The organism is Aquabacterium sp. TM01, from assembly GCF_057808345.1.
Window position 1 is genome coordinate 1231331 of record NZ_AP046529.1, and the last position, 23237, is coordinate 1254567.

The following is a 23237-nucleotide window of genomic DNA, read 5'->3' on the forward strand; positions in this document are numbered from 1 at the left end:
CCTGAGCCCCCATGAGCCAAGACCAGACCGCCAAGCCCGGCAAGAGCCAACAAGAAGCCAAAAAGGGCGGCGCCAAACCCGCTGAGGCGCCCGAGTCCAAGTACCGCGCCACGCTGAACATGCCGGACACCGTCTTCCCGATGCGGGGAGACCTGCCCAAGCGTGAGCCGGGCTGGGTGGCCGAGTGGGAGCAAAACGGTCTGTACGACAAGCTGCGCGTGGCCCGTCAAGGCGCGCCCAAGTTTGTGCTGCACGACGGCCCGCCCTACGCCAACGGCAACATCCACATCGGGCACGCCGTCAACAAGATCCTCAAGGACATGATCGTCAAGGCGCGCCAGCTCAAGGGCATGGACGCCATCTACGTGCCCGGCTGGGACTGCCACGGTCTGCCCATCGAGAACCAGATCGAGAAGACCTTCGGCCGCAACCTCTCGCGCGACGACGTGCAGGCCAAGGCCCGCGTCTACGCCGCCGAGCAGATCGATGGCCAACGCACCGACTTCAAGCGCCTGGGCGTGCTGGCCGACTGGGCCCATCCCTACCGCACCATGGACTTCGGCAACGAAGCCAACGAAATCCGTGCGCTCAAGAAGATCATGGAGCGCGGCTATGTTTACCGTGGCCTCAAGCCCGTCTACTGGTGCTTCGACTGCGGCTCCTCGCTAGCCGAGTTCGAAATCGAATACGCCGACAAGAAGTCGCAGACGCTCGACGTTGCCTTCCCGAGCGCCGAGCCCGCCAAGCTGGCCGCCGCCTTCGGCCTCAGCAGCCTGAGCAAGGACGCCTTCACGGTGATCTGGACCACCACCGCCTGGACCATCCCCGCCAACCAGGCCCTGAACGTCCACGCCGAGTTGAGCTACGCCCTGGTCGACACGCCCAAGGGCCTGCTGGTGCTGGCCGAATCACTGGTCGAAAAGGCCGTGGCCCGCTACGGCTTCGAAGCCGATGCCTGCAAGGTCATCGCCACCACCGTCGGCGCCAAGCTCGAAGGCCTGCGCTTCAAGCACCCCCTGGCCCACGTCCACGAAGGCTACAACCGCGAAGCTCCCGTTTACCTGGCAGAGTACGTCAGCGCCGAAGACGGCACCGGCATCGTGCACGCCGCGCCGGCCTACGGTGTCGACGACTTCAACTCCTGCATCGCGCACGGCCTGAAGTTCGACGACATCCTCAACCCCGTGCAAGGCAACGGCGTCTACGAGGCCGAGCTGCCCCTGTTCGGCGGCATGCACATCTGGAAGGCCGCCCCCGTGGTGCTGGAGACCCTGCGCGAGCACGGCCGCCTCTTGGCCACCCAGGACATCGTCCACAGCTACCCGCACTGCTGGCGCCACAAGACGCCCGTCATTTTCCGCGCCGCCGCCCAGTGGTTCGTGCGCATGGACGAAGGCGAGGGCGTCTTCACCACCGCCAAGGCCGACAAGACCCTGCGCCAGACCGCGTTGGACGCGATCGACCACACCACCTTCTATCCCGAGAATGGCCGCGCCCGCCTGCGCGACATGATCGCCAACCGCCCTGACTGGTGCATCAGCCGTCAGCGCAACTGGGGCGTGCCGCTGCCTTTCTTCCTGCATAAGGTCACGGGCGAGCTGCACCCCGACACCATGGCCTTGATGGACAAGGCCGCCGACCTGGTCGAACAAGGCGGCGTCGAAGCCTGGTCCACGCTGGACATGGTTGCCTGGCTGGGTGACCAGGCCGAGGACTACGCCAAGTCCACCGACATCCTTGATGTCTGGTTCGACTCCGGCACCTCCTTCTTCCACGTGCTCAACCCCGCCCAGGGCAGCCACCCCACCGCCGGCCACGACGAACTGCACGAAGCCGACCTGTACCTCGAAGGCCATGACCAGCACCGCGGCTGGTTCCACAGCTCCTTGCTGGCCGCCTGCGCCATCTACGGCCGCGCGCCCTACAAGGGCCTGCTGACCCACGGCTTCACCGTCGACGGCCAAGGCCGCAAGATGTCCAAGTCCGTCGGCAACGTGGTCGCGCCGCAAGAGGTGTCCGGCAAGATGGGCGCCGAAATCATCCGCCTGTGGGCCGCCTCCACCGACTACTCCGGTGACCTGGGCATTGACGACAAGATCCTCGCCCGCGTGGTCGACGGCTACCGCCGCATCCGCAACACCCTGCGCTTTCTGCTGGCCAACACGTCTGACTTCAACCCCGAAACGGACGCCGTCCCGCACAACGAGCTGCTCGAAATCGACCGCTACGCCTTGGCCCGCGCCTCGCAATTGCAGGAAGACATCCTGGCCCACTACGAGCGCTACGAGTTCCACCCCGTGGTCGCCAAGCTGCAGGTGTATTGCTCCGAAGATCTGGGCGCCTTCTACCTCGACGTCCTCAAGGACCGCCTCTACACCAGCGCTGCCAAGAGCCCCGCGCGCCGCGCCGCGCAGACCGCGCTGTGGCACATCACGAATGGCATGCTGCGCTGGATGGCCCCGTTCCTGAGCTTCACGGCCGAAGAAGCCTGGAAGATCTTCAACGGCGGTGAAACGATCTTCACTGAAACCTACTGGGACTTCTTGGAAGCCGACAAGGACACCGAGTTGCTGGCCAAGTGGTCGCGCATCCGTGCCTTCCGCGAAGAGGTCAACCGCCAGATCGAAGAAGTGCGCACCCGCGGCGAAGTGGGCGCGTCGCTGCAGGCCAACCTGTTCGTCACCATCAACGCCGACGACCAGCGCCTGCTGGCTGACCTGCGCAGCCTGGGCGACGACCTCAAGTTCGTGCTCATCGTCTCCAGCGTCGAGTTGGCCGAAGGCCACAGCACCCAGATCGAGGTCAACCCCTCCAAGGCTTTGAAGTGCGAGCGCTGCTGGCACTACCGCGACGACGTGGGTGTCAACCCCGAACACCCCACCATCTGCGGCCGTTGCGACAGCAACCTGCATGGCGACGGTGAACACCGCGAGCACGCCTGATGGCCACCAAGAAGTCTTCGGGCGGCAGCGCGCGTGGCAACCAGAACCAGGGCTTGCTGCCCTGGTTGGGCATCGCCGCCATCATCATCTTGCTCGACCAGTTCACCAAGGTGCTCATCGTTGGCTGGATGCAGCACGGTGACAGCCGCGAGGTCTGGTCCTTCTTCAACATCGTTCGCGCCCACAACAGCGGCGCCGCTTTCTCTTTCCTGGCCAACGCCGGGGGCTGGCAGCGGTGGTTCTTCGTCGGCCTGGGCATCGCGGCCACCGGTTTCATCGTCTACATGCTGCGTCAGCATGGCGGGCAGAAGCTGTTTGCCTGGGCGCTCACACTGATCCTGGGTGGGGCCATCGGCAACGTGATCGATCGTTTGGTTCATGGTTACGTCGTGGACTTTCTCGACTTCCATTGGGGCTTCCTGTCCGGCATGTTCCCGGGCGGGCATTTCCCGGCTTTCAACGTGGCCGACTGCGCCATCTCGGTCGGGGCGGTCTTGCTCATCGTCGACGAGTTGCGCCGCGTGAAACGCGGGGGGTAAACCCCGTTCGATGCAGGGATGCGCCTGCGCTGTGAGGGCAGGGCGGTGTGCTACGCTGAACGCAGTACATCGACTCTGCCTTTGCCTGCCATGCCCGGACTGCTTCCCGCCATCGACCCTGACGGTCTGCTTGAGTTCTCGGTCGTTTACACCGACCGTGCGCTCAACCACATGTCCAAACGCTTCCAGGGCGTGATGACCGACATTTCGGCCATGCTCAAGCGGGTGTACAACGCGCACTCCGTGGCCCTCGTGCCCGGCAGTGGGACCTTCGGCATGGAATCGGTGGCTCGCCAGTTCGCGCACGGCCAACACGTGTTGGTCATTCGGAACGGCTGGTTCAGCTACCGCTGGACCCAGATCTTCGACATGGGCCAGATCCCGGCCAGCCACACCGTCCTGAAGGCCCGCCGCCTGCGTGACGACTCGCAAAGCCCCTGGGCGCCGGCCCCCATCGACGAGGTTGTGGCCACCATCCAGCGTGAAAAGCCCGCTCTGGTGTTCGCACCCCACGTCGAAACCGCGGCCGGCATGATCCTGCCCGACGACTACCTCAAGGCGGTGGCCGATGCCGTGCACGCTGTCGGTGGCCTGTTCGTGCTCGACTGCATTGCCTCGGGCGCCATGTGGGTGGACATGAAGGCCACCGGCGTTGACATCCTGATCTCGGCGCCGCAAAAGGGCTGGAGCAGCTCGCCATGCTGCGCCATGGTCATGCTCAGCGAGCGCGCCCGCCAGGCCATCGACGCCACCCAAAGCAGCACCTTCGCGATGGACCTCAAGAAGTGGCTGCAGATCATGGAAACCTACGAGGGAGGCGGTCACGCCTACCACTCCACCATGCCCACCGACGCCCTCGTGCGCCTGCGCGATGCCATGACAGAAACCGAAGCCTACGGTTTCGAGAAGGTGCGTCAGGAGCAGCTCACCCTGGGTCAGGAGGTGCGCACGCTGCTGGCCCGTCACCGCTACGAGAGCGTGGCCGCCGAAGGCTTCCAGGCCCCGGGCGTGGTCGTCAGCTACACCACCGACCCCGAGATCCAGTCCAGCAAGAAATTCCTGGCCCTGGGGTTGCAGACCGCCGCCGGCGTGCCCCTGCAGTGCGACGAGCCCGCCGACTTCCGCACCTTCCGTCTGGGCCTGTTCGGCCTGGAGAAGTGGCACCACGTCTCGCGCACCCTGCAGCAACTCGATCAGGCGCTGACGGCCATTCAGGCTGGCGCCTGAGGTTCACGCGTCGCGCAAGCTGCAGGGCGGTCGCTGTAGCCTCTCGCGCAACGAGGGCTCCGCACTTGCCCCAATGACACGGGGTGCCTACGGGCGTACCGTATCCAGATCATGACTTCCAGCAGGAGGGCGTATGGGTACGGTGGGTCGCTTGTCGCATCACGTTCTCGTTTCGCGTCGACGGGGTACCCGGCGCCGTTCCGTCCTCAAGCGTCACCACGGCCACTGGGCTGTATCGTCCCACGGGCACCAGCGTGACGATGCTGTGTCCGCTTCGTCAGCGGTGTCGCCGAATCAGGCTACGCTGACGCAAGGCGCGTCCACCGAGGAGGCGCGTCGCCCCAGCGTGCTCGATATGCCCCTGGCTTCTCTGTCTTGGTTCGACCCGTGGCGCTGGCTGAAGCTCGGCTGGTCTGACTTCCTGTGCGCCCCGGCGATTGGCCTGTTTTATGGCGCCTGCTTCGTCATGATGGGCTGGGCCTTGCTCGCCGTGTTCGAATTCGCGCCCCAATACACCCTGGCCCTGTCCGCCGGCTTTCTGTTGATGGGGCCGTTTCTGTGTCTGGGGTTGTACCAGGTCAGCCGTGGGCTGGAGCGGGGCGAGCCGCCGAACTTCTGGCGCTCCCTCACGGCCTGGCGCATCAGCAGCGCGCAACTGGCCATCTTTGCCGCCATCTTGCTGGTGCTGGAAATGCTCTGGGGTCGCTCCGCCATGATCGTCTTTGCGATCAGCTTCACCGGCATGCCCGATTTCACCGGCCCGCTCGCCTCCTTCTTCACCGAGGAGTACCTGACCTTCTTCACCGCCTACACCGTGGTCGGCGGCATCTTTGCTGCGCTGATCTACGCCATCAGTGTCATCAGCATGCCGATGATCCTCGATCGCGGGGTGGACGCCATCTCCGCCGGTCTGGCCAGCATGCGCCTGGTGAGCACCCAAACCGGTGTGATGTTGCTCTGGGCCGCTTTGATCTCTGGCTTGATCCTGCTGGCCTTGGTGCCCGGCTTCCTGGGGCTGCTTGTCGTGGGGCCGGTCCTGGGGCACGCCTCATGGCATGCCTACCGTGCCGTCATGCCGGCTGAGACGCCAACTCCCGGCGCCACCACCGACGCCTGAGGACGCGCTCAAGCGGATTCGGTCAGACAGAAACAGTCAGAACCGGCGCGGACCCCGCCCCGGCTTGAACGGAGGCTGGCCGCGCCAGTAGCGCATCATCAGCCAGCCGCCCAGCATGCCGCCCAGGTGGGCAAAGTGCGCCACCCCTGAGGTCGTGCCCGTCACGCCCAGGAACAATTCCAGGCCACCGTACACCGCGACAAACACCTTGGCCTTCATCGGGATCGGCGGGAACAAGGGCATGATCGTGCGGTTGGGGAACATCATCCCGTAGGCCAGCAACAGGCCAAACAAGCCCCCTGAGGCCCCGACGGTCGGATTGTTCCAGCCGCCCAGCATCGAGATCAGCAACTGGCACGCCGCGGCGGTCAGCACACTGGCCAGCAGAAACTGCAGATAGCGGCGCGGCCCCCAGATGCGCTCCAGCTCACTGCCGAACATCCACAAGCCCATCATGTTGAAAAAGATGTGCCCCATCGAGCCATGCATGAAGGCATAGGTCACCACCTGCCAGGGCATGAAATAGCCGCTCTGCAAAGGCCACAAGGCCATGAACTGAGACAGCAGGTGGCCAAAAGCCAAGTCCAGGCAGAACAAGGCCACGTTGATCAGAAGCAGGGCCTGGGTGATCGGGGGCAAGGGAGGCATGCGTCGCGTCGGTCAAATTGCAAAAACGCATCATAGAACGTCGCGCGGCGTGTCGCGCCTCGTCAGGGCGTGTTGGCTTGTGCTATCCTTTCGGTCTTCACACAGTGCCCTGGTGGTGAAATTGGTAGACGCGCCGGATTCAAAATCCGGTTCCGCAAGGAGTGCCGGTTCGAGTCCGGCCCGGGGCACCACGCAATGCCATCAAGAGCTCCGATCCAGGGGCTCTTTTTGTTTGCAGAGAATGGTTGGTCGCGATGTCCTATCCCACGCTTGAAGACGCCATTGGCAAAACCCCCCTCGTGCGCCTGCAGCGCATCCCCGGGGCTGACAACGAGGCCCGTGGCAACGTGATCTTGGCCAAGCTTGAGGGCAACAACCCGGCCGGCTCCGTCAAAGACCGCCCCGCCATCAACATGATCCGGCGCGCCGAAGAGCGCGGTGAGATCAAGCCCGGCGACACCCTCATCGAAGCCACCTCGGGCAACACCGGCATCGCCCTGGCCATGGCCGCCGCCATCCGCGGCTACCGCATGGTCCTGATCATGCCGGAAGACCTCAGCATCGAGCGCGCCCAGACCATGAAGGCGTTTGGCGCCGAGCTCATCCTCACTCCCAAGAGCGGCGGCATGGAATACGCCCGCGACCTGGCCGACCAGATGGTGCGCGAAGGCAAGGGCGTGGTGCTCGATCAGTTTGCCAACCCCGACAACCCGGCTGTGCACTATGAAACCACCGGGCCCGAAATCTGGCTGGACACGAAGGGGCAGATCACCCACTTCGTCAGCGCCATGGGCACCACCGGCACCATCACCGGCGTCTCCAAATACCTGAAAGAGCAGAACCCAGCCGTTCGCATCGTGGGTGCCCAGCCGCAAGAAGGCTCGCGCATTCCCGGCATCCGCAAATGGCCCGAAGCCTATCTGCCCAAGATCTACGATCCCAGCCGCGTCGATGAACTCATCTACGTCAGCCAGGCCGATGCCGAAGAGATGGCACGCCGCCTGGCCGCCGAAGAGGGGCTCTTCTGCGGCATCTCGGCCGCCGGTGCCTGCTGGGCTGCTTTGCAATTGGCGCAGAATCTGAGCAACGCCACCATCGTGTTCATCGTCTGTGACCGGGGTGACCGCTACCTCTCCACCGGGGTCTTCCCGGCCTGATCCACACAGGATCGACCTACCAGCCCGCATCGCCATGGACATCCACAAAGAACTCGACGCCCGCGGCCTGATCTGCCCCTTGCCCATCCTCAAGGCCAAGAAAGCCCTGTCCGATATGCACAGCGGCGAGATCCTCAAGGTGCTGGCCACCGACCCCGGCTCCGTGCGCGACTTTCAGGCCTTTGCCCGTCAGACCGGCAACGACCTGATTGACCAGCAAGCCCTGCAAGGCGACGGTCACGAGGAATACATTCACATCCTGCGCCGTCGCTGAAACGTCGCTGATCAGGCCTGTCGATCAGTCCAGCAGGCTGTCCCCCTGGGGCGCCTGCAAACCCAGATGCTTAAACGCCGTGGCCGTGGCAATGCGCCCACGCGGCGTGCGCTGCAGGTACCCCTGCTGAATCAGATAGGGTTCGATCACATCTTCAATGGTGTCGCGCTCTTCGCCAATGGCGGCGGCCACGTTGTCCAGCCCGACCGGGCCGCCATCGAAGCGATGGATGATGGCTTCCAATAGCTTGCGGTCCATCACGTCAAAGCCCGCCGGGTCCACATCCAGCATCGCCAGCGCCTTGTCGGCCATCTCGCGCGTGATGCGCCCATTGCCCTTCACCTCGGCGTAATCGCGCACGCGGCGCAGCAGGCGGTTGGCAATCCGTGGCGTGCCGCGTGAGCGCCGCGCCACTTCCATCGCCCCTTCCGCGTCAATGGGGGCTCCTAACAGACCGGCCGAGCGCGTCACGATGCGCTGTAATTCCTGTGCGGAATAAAACTCCAACCGGGCGACGATGCCAAAGCGGTCGCGCAGCGGGTTGGTCAACATCCCCGCGCGGGTGGTCGCGCCCACCAGCGTGAACGGTTGCAGGTCCAGCTTGATTGAGCGGGCGGCCGGCCCTTCGCCAATCATGATGTCGATCTGGTAGTCCTCCAGTGCGGGGTAGAGGATTTCCTCCACCACCGGGCTCAGACGGTGGATCTCGTCGATGAACAAGACGTCATTGCGCTCCAGATTTGTCAGGATGGCGGCGAGGTCCTTGGGCTTTTCAAGCACCGGTCCGGAGGTCTGGCGCAGGTTCACGCCCAGCTCGGTGGCAATGATGTGGCTCAGTGTCGTCTTGCCCAAGCCGGGGGGGCCGAACAGCAGCACATGGTCCAGCGCCTCGCCACGCTTGCGCGCCGCGCCAATGAAAATCTCCAACTGTTCGCGGGCTTTGGCCTGACCCACGTACTCGTCCAGGTCCTTGGGGCGCAGTGCCCGCTCCATCACATCCTCCAGCGGCGACGTCACCGCCGCGCCCACCACGCGATCGGATGCCTCGGTCACGAAAGGGTTGACGGGGGTGGATCGTGCCCGGCGCGGGGCGTCGAAGTCGTCGGTCTGGATGCTCATGGCTGGATTATCCGCTCGGCCCATTAGTTGCGCCAATGCAACAGAATTTCAGTGCGCATATCCATATGACAAAGCTGTCATCACAGATGCCCCCGAACTTTGTTGCAATGCCAACAGTTTCAGCGGACCGCGGCCTGGCTTCTCAGGCTCACAACCGAGGTGCCCAGCACCCGTCCACCGTCTCACGACATCGCTGAAGCGTGTAGTTCAACTTTGGAGAATTCCATGAAAAAGACTCTGCTGGCTCTGGCCGCCATCGCCGCCTCTTCGGCTGCTTTCGCTCAATCTTCTGTCTCTCTGTATGGCGTGGTTGACGCCTCGGTGGAGAGCGTCAAGGGCGACAAGACGGTCACGGCTGTCTCGTCGGACAATCTGGCATCTTCGCGTGTCGGCTTCAAGGGCACTGAAGATCTGGGCAATGGTCTGAAAGCCAACTTCGTGCTGGAGACCGCTGTCAAAGTTGACACGGGCGCCAATGGTGGCGGTTCGACTCGCTTCTTTGACCGCGCTGCATGGGTCGGCGTGTCCGGTGGTTTCGGTGAACTGCGTCTGGGTCGTCAGGACAGCGCCATCGGCCTGTTGGCAGGCAACTCTTCGATCCTGGGTGCTCAGGCCTACGACGATCTGAAAATCGCCAAGACTTTCTCGGGTGATGCCTATCGCCGCGTTGACAACGCTATCACCTACGTGTTGCCCAAGTTCGTCGATGGCCTGAGCGCACAACTGCAGTACAGCACGGCTGCTGGTTCTTCGTCTGCGGTCGGCACCGAAAACGCCGACAAGATTGGCAGCAACTATGGCCTGAACGTTCAGTACGCAGCCGCTGGCTTCAGCGCGGGTCTGGGTTACATCAATGCCAAGCGCAGCACGACTGTGGACGACACCGGCGTGTTGGCATATCTGGGTTACGACTTCGGCGTGGCCAAGCTGACTGGCTACTTCGAGCAAGACAAGCGCGACGGCGCCGCCGAAAAGCTGCAAGTCGTGGGTGGCCGCGTGGACGTGCCGGTGGGCAAGGACTTCAAGCTGCAAGCCTCTTACTCGCAAGTCAAGGATCAATCCCTCAGCGCCACTGATACCGTCGGTGACGACGCCAAGATCGTTGCGCTGAAGGGCGTGTACACCCTCTCCAAGCGCACCTCGGTCTACGCTCTGTTCACCAATGTGAACAATGACAAGGGCTCCAAACTGGCCTTGAGTGGCGCAACGCTGGCTACTGGCGATAAGTCGTCGCGCGGTTTGGCCGTTGGCGTGAGCCACAAGTTCTGATTCGCCTCAGACTGTTCGGCAATCTGAAAGGGGGCTTTGGCCCCCTTTTTCATTGTGTTTTCCGTTGCATGGGTGTCGTCATTTGCCGACAAAGCTGAGCGCCTTGTCACACAAGGCCGTCGATCTCGGCCAATAATTCCCAATTGCCCGCCGACGTCGCGTTGGTGGCCCTCCTTCTGCTCAATGGAGAAACCATGAACAAGAAACTGTTCGCTCTGGCCATCGTTTCGGCCGCATCGGCGGCTTCCGCCCAGTCCTCGCTGACCTTGTACGGTTTGGTTGATGCATCGGTCGAAAGCGTCAAGGCTGGCAAGACCGTCACCCGCGTGAGCTCCGACAACCTGGCTTCCTCGCGCGTTGGTTTCAAGGGTACGGAAGATCTCGGTGGAGGTCTGAAGGCCAACTTCGTGCTGGAAACTGCCGTGAAGGTGGATACTGGCGCCAACGGTGGTGGTGCTAGCCGTTTCTTTGACCGCGCTGCGTGGGTGGGTGTGGCCGGTGGTTTCGGTGAATTGCGTCTGGGTCGTCAAGACACCTCCATTGGTATCTTGGCTGGCAACAGCAGCATCCTGGGCGCCCAGGCCTACGACGACTTCAAGATTGCCGGCACCTTGCCTGGCGACAAATATCGCCGTACCGACAATGCCGTCACCTACGTTTTGCCGAAGCTGGTGAGCGGCCTTTCTGCTCAAGTCCAGTACAGCACGGCTGCTGACTACACTGCTACCGACAACGGTGAAACCGCTGGAAGCAAGAAGGGCGAACACTATGGTTTGAACGTTCAGTACGCAGCAGGCGGTTTCGGCGTTGGCGCAGCTTATTTGGAAGCAAAGGCTGACAAGGCCGGCGATGCCAAGGAAAAGTCGGGGCTGGCATACGTGTCGTATGACTTCACGGCCGCCAAGGTGACGGGTTACTACAACCGCAATGGCTCCGGTGTGGGTTTGACCGGAGCTCGCGAACTCTTGGGTGCTCGCTTGGACGTGCCGCTGGGCAACGCTTTCGCCTTGCAAGCCTCCGTGTCGCGTGCGCGTGACTTCAAAGACGTTCGCAATGATGCTGACGCCACCATCGTCGCTTTGAAGGGCATCTACAGCTTGTCCAAGCGCACCTCGTTCTACGCTCTGGTTACCACCGTTTCCAATGATGACCAGTCTGCCATCGCTGTGGGCGGCTTGCCAGGCGTGCTTGGCGAGCGTTCCACCGGCTTGGCCATGGGCGTCAGCCACAAGTTCTGACCTACCTGATTTGGTGTGGATGCAAAAGGGGTCTCGGGCCCCTTTTGTCGTCTCTGCGTCCTGATGAGTGTTACTGAGTGCCTGAACTGCCGTCATGACGTGTAGTGCCTAGACGACAATCTGGTGTAAACCCGCAAGTTCCTTCGAAGGTGTGCCAGCAACAATTCACGACACCCTCCCTGGGTTTCATTAGGAGATACAAGATGCAAAAAACCGCGCTGACCATCGCAGCCGCTCTCGCTCTGGCCACCTTTGGTGCGGGCACCGCCTTTGCTCAATCAAGCTTGACCCTGTACGGTAACGCTGACGTGAGCGTGGACCATGTGAAGAAGACCGCCGGTGTGGCGCTGGCCCCGTCTATTGGCCTGGGTCAAGGTACCAAGTCGTCAGTGACCCGCGTGTCGCCGAGCGCCACGTCGCAAACGTCTTTTGGTCTCAAGGGGGAAGAAAACTTGGGCGATGGTTACAAGGCCTCCTTCGTGCTGGAAGGCCAGTTGAGCCATGACACGGGTGCGCTGAGTCAGGACGGACGCATTTTTGGCCGTCAAAGCTACGTGGGTTTGACCACACCCTTCGGGGAAGTGCGTTTGGGCCGTCAATATGCCCCGATCTTCTACTCGACGGCCTTCATCACGGGTGAGCGCTTCGGTGCCACCGACTTGTTCATTGAAGGCGGCGCCACCAACAACCTGATGGTTCGTCAAGACAACCAGGTCAGCTACTGGTTGAAGGCAGGTGGTTTCACGGGTTCCGTGGCCTATTCGCCTAACGCTGGTTCTCTGAACCTTATCTCGGGTGCGCGTGGCGCCCAAGTGACCGGTGCGACCGGTGGCATTTTGGGGTCGCTCGGTTCTGGCGCGGAGTCCGCTGACGGCAAGATCGGCCGCTCTGTGGGCTTCTTCGGGAACTATGCGTTCGATTCGGCTTTGAACGCCACAGTGGGTTACCACCGGAACGATTTTGACGGCGCAGGCTTTGGCCTTTACCAGAGCGGCAGCACGATTGCCTCTGGCTGGACTCTGGACAAGTACCAAGCGTACAACTTGGGCGTCAAGTATGTGTTCCCGTCGAGCGGCATCCTGTTGGATGCGGCCTTTGCACAAGGTCGTTATGACATCGAAGGCTCCGATGCCAACCTGAAGGTGCAATATTTCGCTGCTGGTATCCGTGTGCCGGTTGATGCCTGGACCTTCTCGGCTCAAGCGTCGCAAATCAGGTTCAAGAACTTCACCAAAGGCAAAGATACTGGTCTGATGTTGGGTGCTGAATATGCGCTGTCCAAGCGGACTTCGCTGTTTACCCGCATTGGTCAGATCCGTGATGACGAGGGTAATGCTGCCGATGCCGGTTTCCCGGTACTTATCCAAGGTGGCCCAGACGTCATCGCGACCAATCTGGGTCTCCGTGAGACGCCAGTTTTCGCCGGCGCTGGCATCAATCCTGGTGGCAAGAGCACGTACATCGGTGCTGGCGTTCGCCATACTTTCTGATCGATTATTCTTTCGTCAGTCAAAAACCGCCTTCGGGCGGTTTTTTTGTGTCGGCCTGGAGTCATGTTGTCACATGATTGTTAAGTGTGTGGCTCCACGCACGCATAGGAAAAGCGCCCGAAGGCGCTTTGGAAATAACTGGACCAATGATGGCCGGATCAGAACGCGTGGATCATGCCCAACACAAAGGCCGACTGCTTCTTGTCTGCCACGCCGTTGACGGCAAACATATAAGGCGTGAAGTTAACGCCCTTGTTCCCGTTGTCGGCCATGGCAATCATCGCGTAAGTGGTCGTGCGCTTGGACAATGCATAGCGTGCCTGCAAGTTCAGCAGCGACGAATCCTGGTTGTTATGCACATAGGTGGCTGACACAATGGCTTGAGGATTGATCTGATAGCCGACACTCACGTTGTAGCCATGGCTGGAGGGGACCGGGGTGGTGGTTCCATTTGCCAGAGTACCCCGTGGACGCCCCACATCGGCGTTGTAGCTTGCGACGCCTTGAATGTCAGTCGTGTCGCCATGATCCACCTTGTACCAGCCCGCGCCCAGTTTGAATGAGCCCAAGGTGTACTGCCCGTTCACGTTGTACCAATCGCGAGAAGTCTTGCCGTCAGAGCCCTTGACCTGCTGTGCAGCAGCGCCCAAGCGCAGCGGCCCGTCCGTGTAAACCAACGAGCCAGCCATCTTGCGGCCGGCGCTGGAGTCCCCGGCAACTTCTCCAGGGCTGTATTGCAGGGTGGCTCGCACACCGCTCATCAAGGGTGACACGTAGGTGATGGCGTTCTTGGTGAAGAAGTCCAGAGAGGTGCCAGTGGCTGCAGCAGATGAAACACCAATGCTGTTGCCTGGTGTCACAACCCCTCCTTGGGCGTTGGCGATCGCCGGTGACATGGTGCGACCCAGGCGCAGTTCACCATACGTGGCGCTGACCAGCGAAACGTTGGCTTCACGCCGGAAGACGTCTGCATTGCCTGCGCCGGTGTCGGTGCGGACATCGGACTGCAGGTTGAAGTTGACGTTCAATCCTCCGCCAATGTCTTCTGATCCGCGCAGGCCCCAATAAGACGATTGCAAGGCACTGTCGCTCATGTACGTCGCGGACTTGCCTGCGGCATTGGCCTTGTTCACATAGCCCACGCTGGCATCCAGGATGCCGTACAGCGTGACAGACGATTGTGCGAATGCGCCAGCGCTTGCACTCAGTGCCGCGATGGCGATGAGGGTCTTCTTCATGGTCAGGGTTCCAATCTTGGGTTGAGGTGGCGAACTAAACGGATGACCTCGTATGCCGTAACCCCTCATAAAGGGGGGTTACTAGATTGAAGCCGGCTGGCCGGGGCTGTCATCTAGGGGCTCGGCCTAGGTTGACGTGTTATTTGTAGCGTAGATGCGTCAATATTCAGGACTGGTTGTGCGGGTGATTCAGGGTTTCAACCTAATTTCTGCAGGGCAAAACCGGACAACAGTCGGTGAACAGATCATGAATTGCCAACGGCATCCCACCTCAGCACGTGACCCGCGCCGTGAAGGGATGCCGTTCAGTTCACGTCTTAGAACGAATGCATCACGCCGAGTGCGACACCCGTTTGCTTGGTGTTGGCCGTCCCATATGTAGCGGCGTCCAGGTACATCGGCATGAAATTCACCTTTTCATTGCCGTTGTCCACGCGGTTGACAATTGCATAGACGGTCGTGCGCTTGGACAGCGCATAGCGAGCTTGCAGGGACACGGCCGAAGAGTCTTGCAGGCTCTTGATGAAGCCTGCAAACAGCATGATCTTGGGGTCAAGTTGGTAGCTGCCGTTCAGGATGTAGCCTTGGTTGTCAACAACCGCAGCACCTGTGTTGTGGTTTGCGTTGTAGTAAGCCGCGCCCAACTTCACCTGACCCAATGTGACGGTGCCATCAATGGTGTACCACTTGCGGCCATAGACGGTCGCCGCACCGCCGGTGAGGTCCTCGACATTGACATATGCACCGCCTACGGTGAAGTTGTTGCCTTGGTACTTCACGGCAGCATGAGTCGCGCTGCCGTTGCTGCTGTCGCCAGCTTGCTCTCCGGGAGCGTACTGGAGCGACGCACGAAGGCCGGACAGAGACGGCGAGATGTAGGTGATCGCATTGGCCACGAAGAAGTCGCCAGCCAAGCCAGCCCCGAGCAGCACGGTGCCGTGCATGGCGTTGCTGGGGGCCACGATGCCGCCGGAAACCATCTGAGCGACAGCAACGGAGGTGGCGCGACCCAGGCGCAGTTCACCCCATTGGTCGCTGGACAGTGAAACAAAGGCTGCGCGGCGGAACATGCCAGCGGAGTTGTTGGCCCCGGTACCCATGTTCACGTCGCTTTCGAGATTGAAGTTGGCTTTGAGGCCGCCTCCGAGGTCTTCTGTGCCCTTCATGCCCCAGCGTGAGGTGGAAATCGCGCTGTCGTTCATCAGGGTGACGGACTGCTTTTTAGCGTTGGCGTTGTCGATATAGGCCACGCTTGCATCCAGCGTGCCATAAATGGTCACGGACGATTGAGCAAATGCGCCGGCGGTGGCGGACAGGGCGGCCAGGGCCACGAGGGTCTTCTTCATGAATCGCTCCAATGTATTGACGTAAATCCGAGCAGTGGGAACATACGTCTCCACTTGCATGGTGCCCGTTGAAGGGTCAACGACATTGAAGCAGAGGGCGAAATGGCGCCGTCTCAGGGCTCACCCTGAGACGCACTCGTTTCGTCTTAATATGGCAACATATTTACGTAGTTTGAAGTTCAGGATAAAGGGTTAACCCTCGCGCTGGTTCAGCGCGGCAGCAAATGCTCGTGCTTGAACAGGTCGGCGGGTACTTCACGCTCACGGACCACCCACGCTTGCGACCCATCCACCATCACCTCGGCCGCCCGGCCTCGGGTGTTGTAGTTGCTGGCCATCGTCATGCCGTAGGCGCCTGCTGACAAAACCGCCAGCACATCCCCAGGCTGCACCGTCAGTTGTCGATCGCGCCCCAGCCAGTCGCCTGACTCACACACAGGCCCCACCACATCCCACACCTCGGTGGCACCCTCGCGCTGCTGCGTATTCACGATGCCCATGTAGGCCTCATACAGTGCGGGGCGCATCAGATCGTTCATGGCGGCGTCCACCACGCAGAAGTTCTTTTGCTCACCGGGTTTGAGGAACATCACTTCCGTCAGCAGCACGCCCGCATTGCCCACCAGGGAGCGGCCGGGCTCAAACACGATCTCGCGGTGACCATGCCCGCGGGCATCGATCTTGGTCAGCAATTGGGCGATCAGCACGTCAGCCGCAGGCGGTGTTTCGTCGGTGTAGGTGATGCCCAGGCCACCACCCAGATCCAGATGGTGGAGGGTGACCCCTGCGGCCTCAATCGCCTCAACGAGGTCCAGCACGCGGTCCAGCGCATCCAGGTAGGGCGCGATCTCCGTGATCTGTGACCCGATATGGCAGTCAATGCCCACCACCTCGATGCCCGGCAGTTGGGCGGCACGCTGGTAAGTGGCCAACGTCACTTCATGGGCCACGCCGAACTTGTTGCCCTTCAGCCCGGTCGAGATATAGGGGTGCGTGCCCGCATCAACGTCCGGGTTCACGCGCAGGCTGACCCGAGCGGTGCGGCCCACCTGCGTGGCCACGTCCGACAGCACTTCCAGTTCGGCCGTGCTTTCCACGTTGAAGCAGCGTACGCCGGCTTCCAGGGCCTGCTTCATCTCGCGGCGCGTCTTGCCTACGCCCGAAAACACCACCTTGCCCGCATCGCCACCCGCGGCGAGGACGCGCTCCAGCTCGCCGCCGGACACGATGTCAAACCCGCAGCCGGCCTGAGCAAACGTCTGCAACACGGCCAGATTGGAATTGGACTTCACGGCGAAGCACACCAGATGCTGACGGCCCTGCAGCGCCTTCTGGTAAGGGGCCAGTGCAGCCAGCATGGCGCGGCGCGAGTACACATACAGCGGGGTGCCATGCTCGCGTGCGAGATCGTGCAGCGAGAGGTCATCCATGAACAAGTCCTGGCCGCGATAGGCCAGAAACGGGGAGCCGGGGAGTGTCATTTGGAGGGGGCGGTAGGGGGTTGGGGGGCGCTGGCAGCAGGGGCGGGAAGGTACAAGCCGCCCTTCATGCCGCAGCCTGTCGTCAGCAGGGTCATGAACGAAAGGCTGGCGATGGCCAGTGCGCCTCGTAAAATTTGTGTCTTGCTTTTCATTTCCACATTCTAAGGAAGCCGACATGTCTCTCCCCGATTCTCCCTACGGACTGAGCGACGCACAGTACGACGCAGCCATCCGGGCGGCCCTGTCTCGCATTGAGTCCACGGTGGATCGGTGGCTGGAAGAGGATGTGGTCGACATCGACACGGCCCGCACCGGCGGCATGTTGACGATGACGCTGCCCAATCGCTCGCAGTTGATCGTCAACGCGCAACCGCCGCTGCATGAGTTGTGGCTAGCGGCGCGCCGTGGGGGCTTCCATTTCCGGCTGGATGGTGAAGGTCTCTGGCGTGACACCCGCAGCGGTGACGAATTTTTTGCGCTGCTGTCAGCCTGCGCCAGCGAGCAAAGCAAGCCTGGCCTGTCCTTCTGACTGGAGGCGGCTGGCGAGAGCTTGGTCCTGGTAGGGGCCTTACTCACCCTTCGGTTTGCCAAACATATCGAGGATGTCGCTCTTTTCGGATGCCGACGGGGCGGACGGTGCACCTGCTTCTGTCTCTGGGTTCTGCAGGCCCACATCGCGTACCCCGCTGCTGCGGGTGTACTCCTCGTAGAACCATTCGCCCCCGATGTTGACCACGCCTTCCGGCGGGCTCAGTTCCGTCACCGGGGTGTTGCGCAGCGCGGTGGCCATGTAGTCGATCCACACCGGCAAAGCCAGCCCCCCCCCGGTTTCGCGGTCGCCTAGCTTGCGTGGTTGGTCGTAGCCAATCCACACCACGGCTACCAGACTGGGGTGGTAGCCGGCAAACCAGGCATCCATCGAATCATTGGTGGTGCCCGTCTTACCGTACAGGTCGGGACGCTTGAGGGTGGCCTGCGCGCGCGCGGCGGTGCCCGTTCGCGTCACTTCCTGCAACAAGCTGTTCATGACAAAGGCATTGCGTGCGTTGATGCCGCGCATGCTCTCGTCCAGCACATTGGGGCGGTACTGCGCCAGCACGTGACCACGGCCGTCGGTGACTTTGAGCACGAGCGTCGGGTTCACGCGGTAGCCACCGTTGGCAAACACAGCGAAGCCATCGGCCATCTGCAGCGGCGTCACTGACCCGGCGCCCAAGGCCATTGGCAAGTAGGGCAGGTGCTTGGCGGCGTCAAATCCGAAGTTGGTCAGCCAGTTCTGTGCATAGTGGGTGCCCACAGACTCCAGCACGCGGATCGAGACCATGTTCTTTGACTTGGCCAACGCGCGGCGCAGTGTCATGGGGCCTTCGAACTTGCCGTCGTAGTTTTTTGGCTCCCAGGCTCGGCTGCCAGTGCTGCCGGAGTTGTAGAACAGCGGCGCATCATTGACCACGGTGGCGGGTGTGAAGCCCTTTTCCAATGCCGCGGAGTAAATGAAGGGCTTGAAGCTGGAGCCGGGCTGGCGCCATGCCTGTGTCACGTGATTGAATTTGTTGCGCTCGAAATCGAATCCCCCCACCATGGCGCGGATCAGGCCAGTGCGTGGGTCCATGGAGACAAAAGCACCCTCCACCTCAGGCAGTTGCCGCACGGCCCATTTGCCATCGCTGCCTTGCTCGACACGGATCACGGCGCCGCGACGAATCTGATGCTTGGGGCTCGCCTGATCGGTCAGCGCCTTGCCTACGGCCTTCAGTCCATCTGGTCCGATGTCGAGTTGTTCGCCCGATTGCAGGGAGGCCAGCACGCGCCCGGGGGCGGCCTGCGTTACCACGGCTGCGCGCAAGGTGTCGCTGTCCGGGTGGTCCTCCAGGGCCTCGGCAATCATGATGTCCACCTGCTTCGGGTCGGTGGGGAGTTCAATGTAGGCTTCGGGGCCGCGCCAGGCTTGCCGGCGGTCAAAATCAAGCAGCCCTTTGCGCAGTGCCTTGGTCGCGACGGCCTGCTCGTCCAGGTCCATTGAGGTGTACACCTGCAGGCCGCGCGTGTAGGCATCGGCACCGTACTGTTCGTGCATCAAGCTTCGTGCGGCTTCTGCCACGTATTCTGCATAGGGCGGAATCGGCGCCTTGGTCCGATAACGGAGTTGTTCCGCCTTGGCCTCATCTCGTTGCTCGGCCGTGATGAAGCGGTTCTCGTACATCCGGTCGATGATGTGCTGCTGGCGAATCGTCGCGCGGCGAGGGTTGCGTACCGGGTTGTAGGCGGAAGGCGCCTTGGGTAATCCGGCCAGCATGGCCGCTTCCGCCACGCTGATGTCCTTGAGGGGCTTGCCGAAGTAAATATCACAGGCTGCGGCAAACCCATAGGCCCGCTGACCCAGAAAGATCTGGTTCATGTAGAGCTCCAGGATCTGATCCTTGCTCAACTTGCTTTCGATCTTCATGGCCAGCAAGATCTCGTAAATCTTGCGGGTAAAGGTCTTCTCGGTAGGCAGATAGAAATTACGTGCCACCTGCATCGTGATCGTCGACGCTCCCTGGCTTCGAGATTCTCCAAAATTAGCCAAGCCAGCGCGCAACACGCCCAGATAGTCCACGCCGCCGTGCTGATAAAAGCGTGCATCCTCAATGGCAAGCACGGCGTCGCGCATGACCTTGGGGATCTCCGCGATCGGCAGAAAATGCCGCTTCTCCTCGCCAAACTCTCCAATCAAGGTTCCGTTGCTGGCGTACACCCGCAGCGGCATCTTCGGCTGATAGACGGCCAGGCCGTGCACCTCCGGGAGGTTGGGGTAGGCGACGCATAGGCCCACGGCCACCAGCAGGATCACCGACAGCACCCCTGCTACACCCAGGCCGAGCAAGGTCAGAAGAGGGGTCAGGATCCAGCGACGCCACCAGGCTTTTTTTAGGGGGGGGGCCTTGTCCGGGGTCGGATCGACGTTGCTGGAGTGCGCTGATGTGCTCATTGGGTCATGCTTGAATGCAAGGGCATTATAGGAAGTTGCTGCCTTCGCGAGACCGGTCCTGAGGTGTGACATCAGGGTTGCGCCAAGTCATTCGCTGATTGAAACCGCTTGTAAGGCGTGTGCAGGGCGCAACGGATTGGGGATTACTCAGGGCAACTATCCCCTCTGTTTCAAATCCTTTGCTGATAGCATTGAAGTGGTTTATTAACTTTCCAGCGTCTTTGATGGGCGCGTGGGGGACGGTGTGAGCTTTCTTGATACGCTCCTAGGCCGCAAGCATCAGGCAATGATTGGGCTGGACATCAGTTCATCAGGCGTGAAGCTGGTCGAGTTGAGCCAGGCTGGGTCTGGCGAATTCATTCTGGATCGGTTTGCATCAGAGTCTTTTGAAAAAGGCTGGATTGCTGACGGTCAGATCGAAAAGTTCGACGAGGTGGCAGATGCCGTCCGCAAGGTGGTGGCCAAAAGTGGCTCACGCACCAAGCAGGTCGCCATGGCCATGCCGCAGTCGGCCGTGATCACCAAACGGATCATGCTGCCGGCCGGCCTGCGCGAAGAGGAAATGGAAATGCAGGTGGAGGCCGAGGCCAACCAGTACATTCCGTTCTCTCTGGACGAAGTCAGCCTCGATTTTTGTGTCGTGGGCCCCAGCCCCACCTCGGCCGGTGACGTCGAGGTGCTGATTGCGGCATCGCGCAAGGACCGCGTTCAGGACCGTCAGGCCTTGGCTGAAGCGGCGGGACTCAAGCCTGCCGTGCTCGACATCGAGTCCTATGCGTCTCGACTGGCCATGCAGCGCATCGTGAGCGCCTTGCCTGGCGAGGGCAAGGATGCCTTGATTGCCTTGTTCGAGATCGGCGCGGAGAACACCAGCCTGAAAGTCTTGCGCGACGAGGAGTTGCTCTACGACCGGGACCAGGCTTTTGGCGGCTCTCAGCTCACGCAACTGATCTCGCGGCAATATGGCTTCTCTTTCGAGGAGGCCGAGGCCAAGAAACTCTCGGGTGATCTGCCGGAAGACTATCCATCCACCATCCTCGGGCCGTTTGTTGACAGCCTGTCTCAGGAAATCGGACGGGCCTTGCAGTATTTTTTCACCAGCACGCCGCATCACAAAGTGCATTACGTCATGCTGGCTGGCGGAACGGCCGGTTTGCCGGGGCTCAAAGACCGGGTCACGGAACTCACCGGGTTTGCCTCCATGGTTGTCAATCCGTTCGAGGGCATGAAACTCGGCTCGGCTGTGCGTGAAAGCAAGCTGCGCCGCGAAGCGCCTTCTTACCTCACCGCTTGTGGCTTGGCCATGCGGAGGTTTCTCGCATGATTCTGATCAACCTTTTGCCTCACCGTGAGGAAAAGCGGCAACTGCGTAAGCAGGCATTTTTTGCGGGCTTGGGCGCTTCTGTGGCCATCGGGGCTGTAGTGGTGGGTCTGTGGTACGCCTTCCAGCAACAGATGATCAGCGGCCAGCAGGCGCGCAATGATTTTCTGGCTGAGGCCAATCGCAAGCTCGACGATGAGATCAAGGACGTTTCATCGCTCAAGGCCGAGATCGAGTCCCTCAAGGCTCGCCAACGCGCCGTGGAAGACCTGCAGACCGATCGGAACATGCCCGTCTACCTGCTCAACGAACTGGTCAAGCAGACGCCTGAGGGCATCTACCTGACGTCCGTCAAGCAGGATGGTCAGTCGGTCATGGTTGCCGGGACAGCGCAGTCGAACGAGCGCGTGTCAGAGTTCTTGCGCAACACCAGCAACCATTCCGAATGGCTGGAGCGTCCGGAATTGCAGGAAATCAAGGCGTCGGTGCGCGCAGGGAAAGACCCGCGCGATGCCAAACGGCTGTTTGACTTCTCGGTGCGCATCAGCTTGAAGCGACCCGCAGATGTGTCCGCGGCTGCGGCCTCTGCTGCCAGCGCTGTGCAGCCAGCTGCCTCCGCGGCCAAACCGTCCTGAGGTGCGCAATATGGCAAATCCAAATATTGATTTGAACGAGTGGTTTGAAAAGGCCCAGGAGCAGTTCCGAGGCCTCAACCCCAACGAGCCGGGGCAGTGGCCGCTGCTGCCCAAAATTGTGGCGTTCCTTGCTGCTGCCGGCTTTGTGATCTTTCTGGGCTGGTATCTGTTGCTGTCTTCGCAGGCAGACGAGTTGCAGGCGGAGCGCGACAAAGAGGTCCAACTCAAGAACGACTACCGCGGCAAGGTGGTCCAGGCTGTCAACCTGGGCGAGCTGCGCAAGCAACTCATTCAAGTGGGCGAATACGTCAAGCAGCTCGAAAAGCAGCTGCCAGGCAAAGCTGAAATGGCCGCGCTGTTGTCGGACATCAACCAGGCGGGCCTGGGGCGTGGGCTTGACTTCGACCTGTTCCGTCCCGGTCAGGTTGACGTCAAGGAATACTACGCCGAGCTGCCCATCGCCATCCGCGTGACGGGTCGCTACCACGACATCGGCGCGTTCACGGGTGACATTGCCAACCTGTCCCGCATCGTGACGTTGCACAACCTCAACATTGCCAGCGCCACGGGCAAAGACAGCACGGGTGCCTTGTACATGGAGGCGACCGCTCGCACCTACCGTTACCTCGACCCCACCGAGATCGAGGCGGCACGGGCCGACAAGAACAAGAAGGCGGGGGGCAAATGATGCGTCAACCCCAACACAAGTTGCTGGCCTTGTTGGCTGTGCTGAGCCTGACCGCTTGCGGTGGGCAGCACGATGAGCTGCAAGCCTGGATGGACCAGCAGCGGCAAGAGGTCAAGCCCAACATTCAGCCGCTGACCGAGCCGCAAAAGTTCCACCCGCAGGCCTATGTCGGCATGGACTCTGAAGAGCCCTTCAGCCAGAGCAAGCTGACTGGGGCACTCAAGAACGAAGCCACACAGCCCAACTCTGCGGTATCGGCCGAGCTGAATCGCCGCAAGGAGCCGCTGGAGGCCTTCCCGCTGGACGCCATGAGCATGGTGGGCAGTGTCAACCGCAAAGGCGCGCCCTATGCGCTGCTGAAGGTGGATGACCTGTTGTACCAGGTGAAGGTGGGCGACTACCTCGGTCAGAACTACGGGAAGATCTTGGCGATCACCGAAACCGAGATCACGTTGCGAGAAATTGTGCAGGACGCCGCAGGCGAGTGGATTGAACGTCCCACCACCCTGCAGTTGCAGGAGGGTGGACGATGAAGAC

At 61.4% G+C, this 23237-nt stretch carries 20 protein-coding genes and 1 tRNA gene; 15 read left to right on the top strand and 6 right to left on the bottom strand.

The window, feature by feature from the left end; genetic code table 11:
* Positions 1 to 119 precede the first annotated feature (119 nt).
* The 4 genes from ileS to AC3WW4_RS05735 all read left to right on the top strand — a co-directional run bounded on the left by ileS (position 120) and on the right by AC3WW4_RS05735 (position 5825).
* On the top strand, positions 120 to 2942 hold the full coding sequence (ileS, locus tag AC3WW4_RS05720) for an isoleucine--tRNA ligase (protein WP_488829694.1): 2823 nt from the start codon (positions 120 to 122) through the stop codon (positions 2940 to 2942).
* Positions 2942 to 3481 carry a signal peptidase II gene (gene lspA, locus AC3WW4_RS05725; RefSeq protein ID WP_488827415.1) on the top strand — a complete coding sequence of 180 codons (540 nt, stop codon included), beginning with the start codon at positions 2942 to 2944 and terminating at the stop codon, positions 3479 to 3481. Before ileS ends, lspA begins: the two co-directional genes overlap by 1 nt.
* A gap of 90 nt (positions 3482 to 3571) precedes the next feature.
* Positions 3572 to 4708, top strand: a complete 1137-nt coding sequence (locus AC3WW4_RS05730) for an aminotransferase class V-fold PLP-dependent enzyme (protein ID WP_488827416.1) — start codon at positions 3572 to 3574, stop codon at positions 4706 to 4708.
* Positions 4709 to 4973: 265 nt separating this feature from the next.
* Positions 4974 to 5825: a DUF2189 domain-containing protein gene (locus tag AC3WW4_RS05735; RefSeq protein WP_488827417.1), complete on the top strand. Its 852-nt coding sequence runs from the start codon at positions 4974 to 4976 to the stop codon at positions 5823 to 5825.
* Positions 5826 to 5861: 36 nt separating this feature from the next.
* Here AC3WW4_RS05735 and AC3WW4_RS05740 read toward each other — a convergent pair whose 3' ends face one another.
* Positions 5862 to 6473 carry a rhomboid family intramembrane serine protease gene (locus AC3WW4_RS05740; protein ID WP_300156471.1) on the bottom strand — a complete coding sequence of 204 codons (612 nt, stop codon included), beginning with the start codon at positions 6471 to 6473 and terminating at the stop codon, positions 5862 to 5864.
* Positions 6474 to 6579: 106 nt separating this feature from the next.
* Here AC3WW4_RS05740 and AC3WW4_RS05745 point away from each other — a divergent pair.
* From AC3WW4_RS05745 to AC3WW4_RS05755, 3 genes are all read left to right on the top strand, one after another.
* Positions 6580 to 6664: transfer RNA gene (locus AC3WW4_RS05745), tRNA-Leu, on the top strand.
* Between the two features lie 63 nt (positions 6665 to 6727).
* Positions 6728 to 7630, top strand: coding sequence for a cysteine synthase CysM (gene cysM / locus AC3WW4_RS05750; protein ID WP_488827418.1), 903 nt, complete (start codon positions 6728 to 6730; stop codon positions 7628 to 7630).
* 34 nt (positions 7631 to 7664) lie between these two features.
* The gene (locus AC3WW4_RS05755) at positions 7665 to 7904 is read left to right on the top strand and encodes a sulfurtransferase TusA family protein (protein WP_488827419.1); all 240 of its coding nucleotides are present in this window, start codon (positions 7665 to 7667) and stop codon (positions 7902 to 7904) included.
* Between the two features lie 24 nt (positions 7905 to 7928).
* Here AC3WW4_RS05755 and ruvB read toward each other — a convergent pair whose 3' ends face one another.
* Positions 7929 to 9023: a Holliday junction branch migration DNA helicase RuvB gene (gene ruvB, locus AC3WW4_RS05760; protein ID WP_488827420.1), complete on the bottom strand. Its 1095-nt coding sequence runs from the start codon at positions 9021 to 9023 to the stop codon at positions 7929 to 7931.
* A 225-nt stretch (positions 9024 to 9248) separates the two neighbouring features.
* On the opposite strand from ruvB, the gene AC3WW4_RS05765 reads away from it, so the two are divergent.
* From AC3WW4_RS05765 to AC3WW4_RS05775, 3 genes are all read left to right on the top strand, one after another.
* Positions 9249 to 10292, top strand: coding sequence for a porin (locus AC3WW4_RS05765; protein ID WP_488827421.1), 1044 nt, complete (start codon positions 9249 to 9251; stop codon positions 10290 to 10292).
* A gap of 143 nt (positions 10293 to 10435) precedes the next feature.
* Complete coding sequence (locus AC3WW4_RS05770; protein WP_488827422.1) at positions 10436 to 11530, top strand: porin; 1095 nt, start codon at positions 10436 to 10438, stop codon at positions 11528 to 11530.
* A 203-nt stretch (positions 11531 to 11733) separates the two neighbouring features.
* Positions 11734 to 13020 (top strand): porin, encoded by a 1287-nt coding sequence (locus tag AC3WW4_RS05775; RefSeq protein WP_488827423.1) that lies wholly within the window; start codon positions 11734 to 11736, stop codon positions 13018 to 13020.
* A 158-nt stretch (positions 13021 to 13178) separates the two neighbouring features.
* On the opposite strand, the gene AC3WW4_RS05780 is transcribed toward AC3WW4_RS05775, so the two are convergent.
* The 3 genes from AC3WW4_RS05780 to lysA all read right to left on the bottom strand — a co-directional run bounded on the left by AC3WW4_RS05780 (position 13179) and on the right by lysA (position 17085).
* A complete protein-coding gene (locus AC3WW4_RS05780) occupies positions 13179 to 14327 on the bottom strand; it encodes a porin (RefSeq protein WP_488827424.1) in 1149 nt (382 codons plus the stop codon).
* 248 nt (positions 14328 to 14575) lie between these two features.
* Positions 14576 to 15664, bottom strand: a complete 1089-nt coding sequence (locus AC3WW4_RS05785; protein WP_488827425.1) for a porin — start codon at positions 15662 to 15664, stop codon at positions 14576 to 14578.
* A 149-nt stretch (positions 15665 to 15813) separates the two neighbouring features.
* Positions 15814 to 17085, bottom strand: a complete 1272-nt coding sequence (lysA, locus tag AC3WW4_RS05790) for a diaminopimelate decarboxylase (protein WP_488827427.1) — start codon at positions 17083 to 17085, stop codon at positions 15814 to 15816.
* A 175-nt stretch (positions 17086 to 17260) separates the two neighbouring features.
* On the opposite strand from lysA, the gene cyaY reads away from it, so the two are divergent.
* Positions 17261 to 17614, top strand: a complete 354-nt coding sequence (gene cyaY / locus AC3WW4_RS05795) for an iron donor protein CyaY (RefSeq protein WP_488827428.1) — start codon at positions 17261 to 17263, stop codon at positions 17612 to 17614.
* A gap of 39 nt (positions 17615 to 17653) precedes the next feature.
* Here cyaY and AC3WW4_RS05800 read toward each other — a convergent pair whose 3' ends face one another.
* Entirely contained in the window at positions 17654 to 20056 is a 2403-nt protein-coding gene (locus AC3WW4_RS05800; RefSeq protein WP_488827429.1) for a penicillin-binding protein 1A, read from the bottom strand.
* A 244-nt stretch (positions 20057 to 20300) separates the two neighbouring features.
* Here AC3WW4_RS05800 and AC3WW4_RS05805 point away from each other — a divergent pair, with 244 nt between their 5' ends.
* The 4 genes from AC3WW4_RS05805 to AC3WW4_RS05820 are packed head-to-tail and all read left to right on the top strand — an operon-like array spanning position 20301 to position 23233.
* Positions 20301 to 21380 carry a pilus assembly protein PilM gene (locus AC3WW4_RS05805; protein WP_488827430.1) on the top strand — a complete coding sequence of 360 codons (1080 nt, stop codon included), beginning with the start codon at positions 20301 to 20303 and terminating at the stop codon, positions 21378 to 21380.
* The gene (locus tag AC3WW4_RS05810) at positions 21377 to 22012 is read left to right on the top strand and encodes a PilN domain-containing protein (RefSeq protein ID WP_488827431.1); all 636 of its coding nucleotides are present in this window, start codon (positions 21377 to 21379) and stop codon (positions 22010 to 22012) included. The genes AC3WW4_RS05805 and AC3WW4_RS05810 overlap by 4 nt, the downstream gene beginning before the upstream one ends.
* Before the next feature lie 10 nt (positions 22013 to 22022).
* Entirely contained in the window at positions 22023 to 22700 is a 678-nt protein-coding gene (locus tag AC3WW4_RS05815; RefSeq protein ID WP_488827432.1) for a type IV pilus inner membrane component PilO, read from the top strand.
* The gene (locus tag AC3WW4_RS05820; RefSeq protein ID WP_488829695.1) at positions 22700 to 23233 is read left to right on the top strand and encodes a pilus assembly protein PilP; all 534 of its coding nucleotides are present in this window, start codon (positions 22700 to 22702) and stop codon (positions 23231 to 23233) included. Before AC3WW4_RS05815 ends, AC3WW4_RS05820 begins: the two co-directional genes overlap by 1 nt.
* The last annotated feature ends 4 nt before the right edge of the window (positions 23234 to 23237 follow it).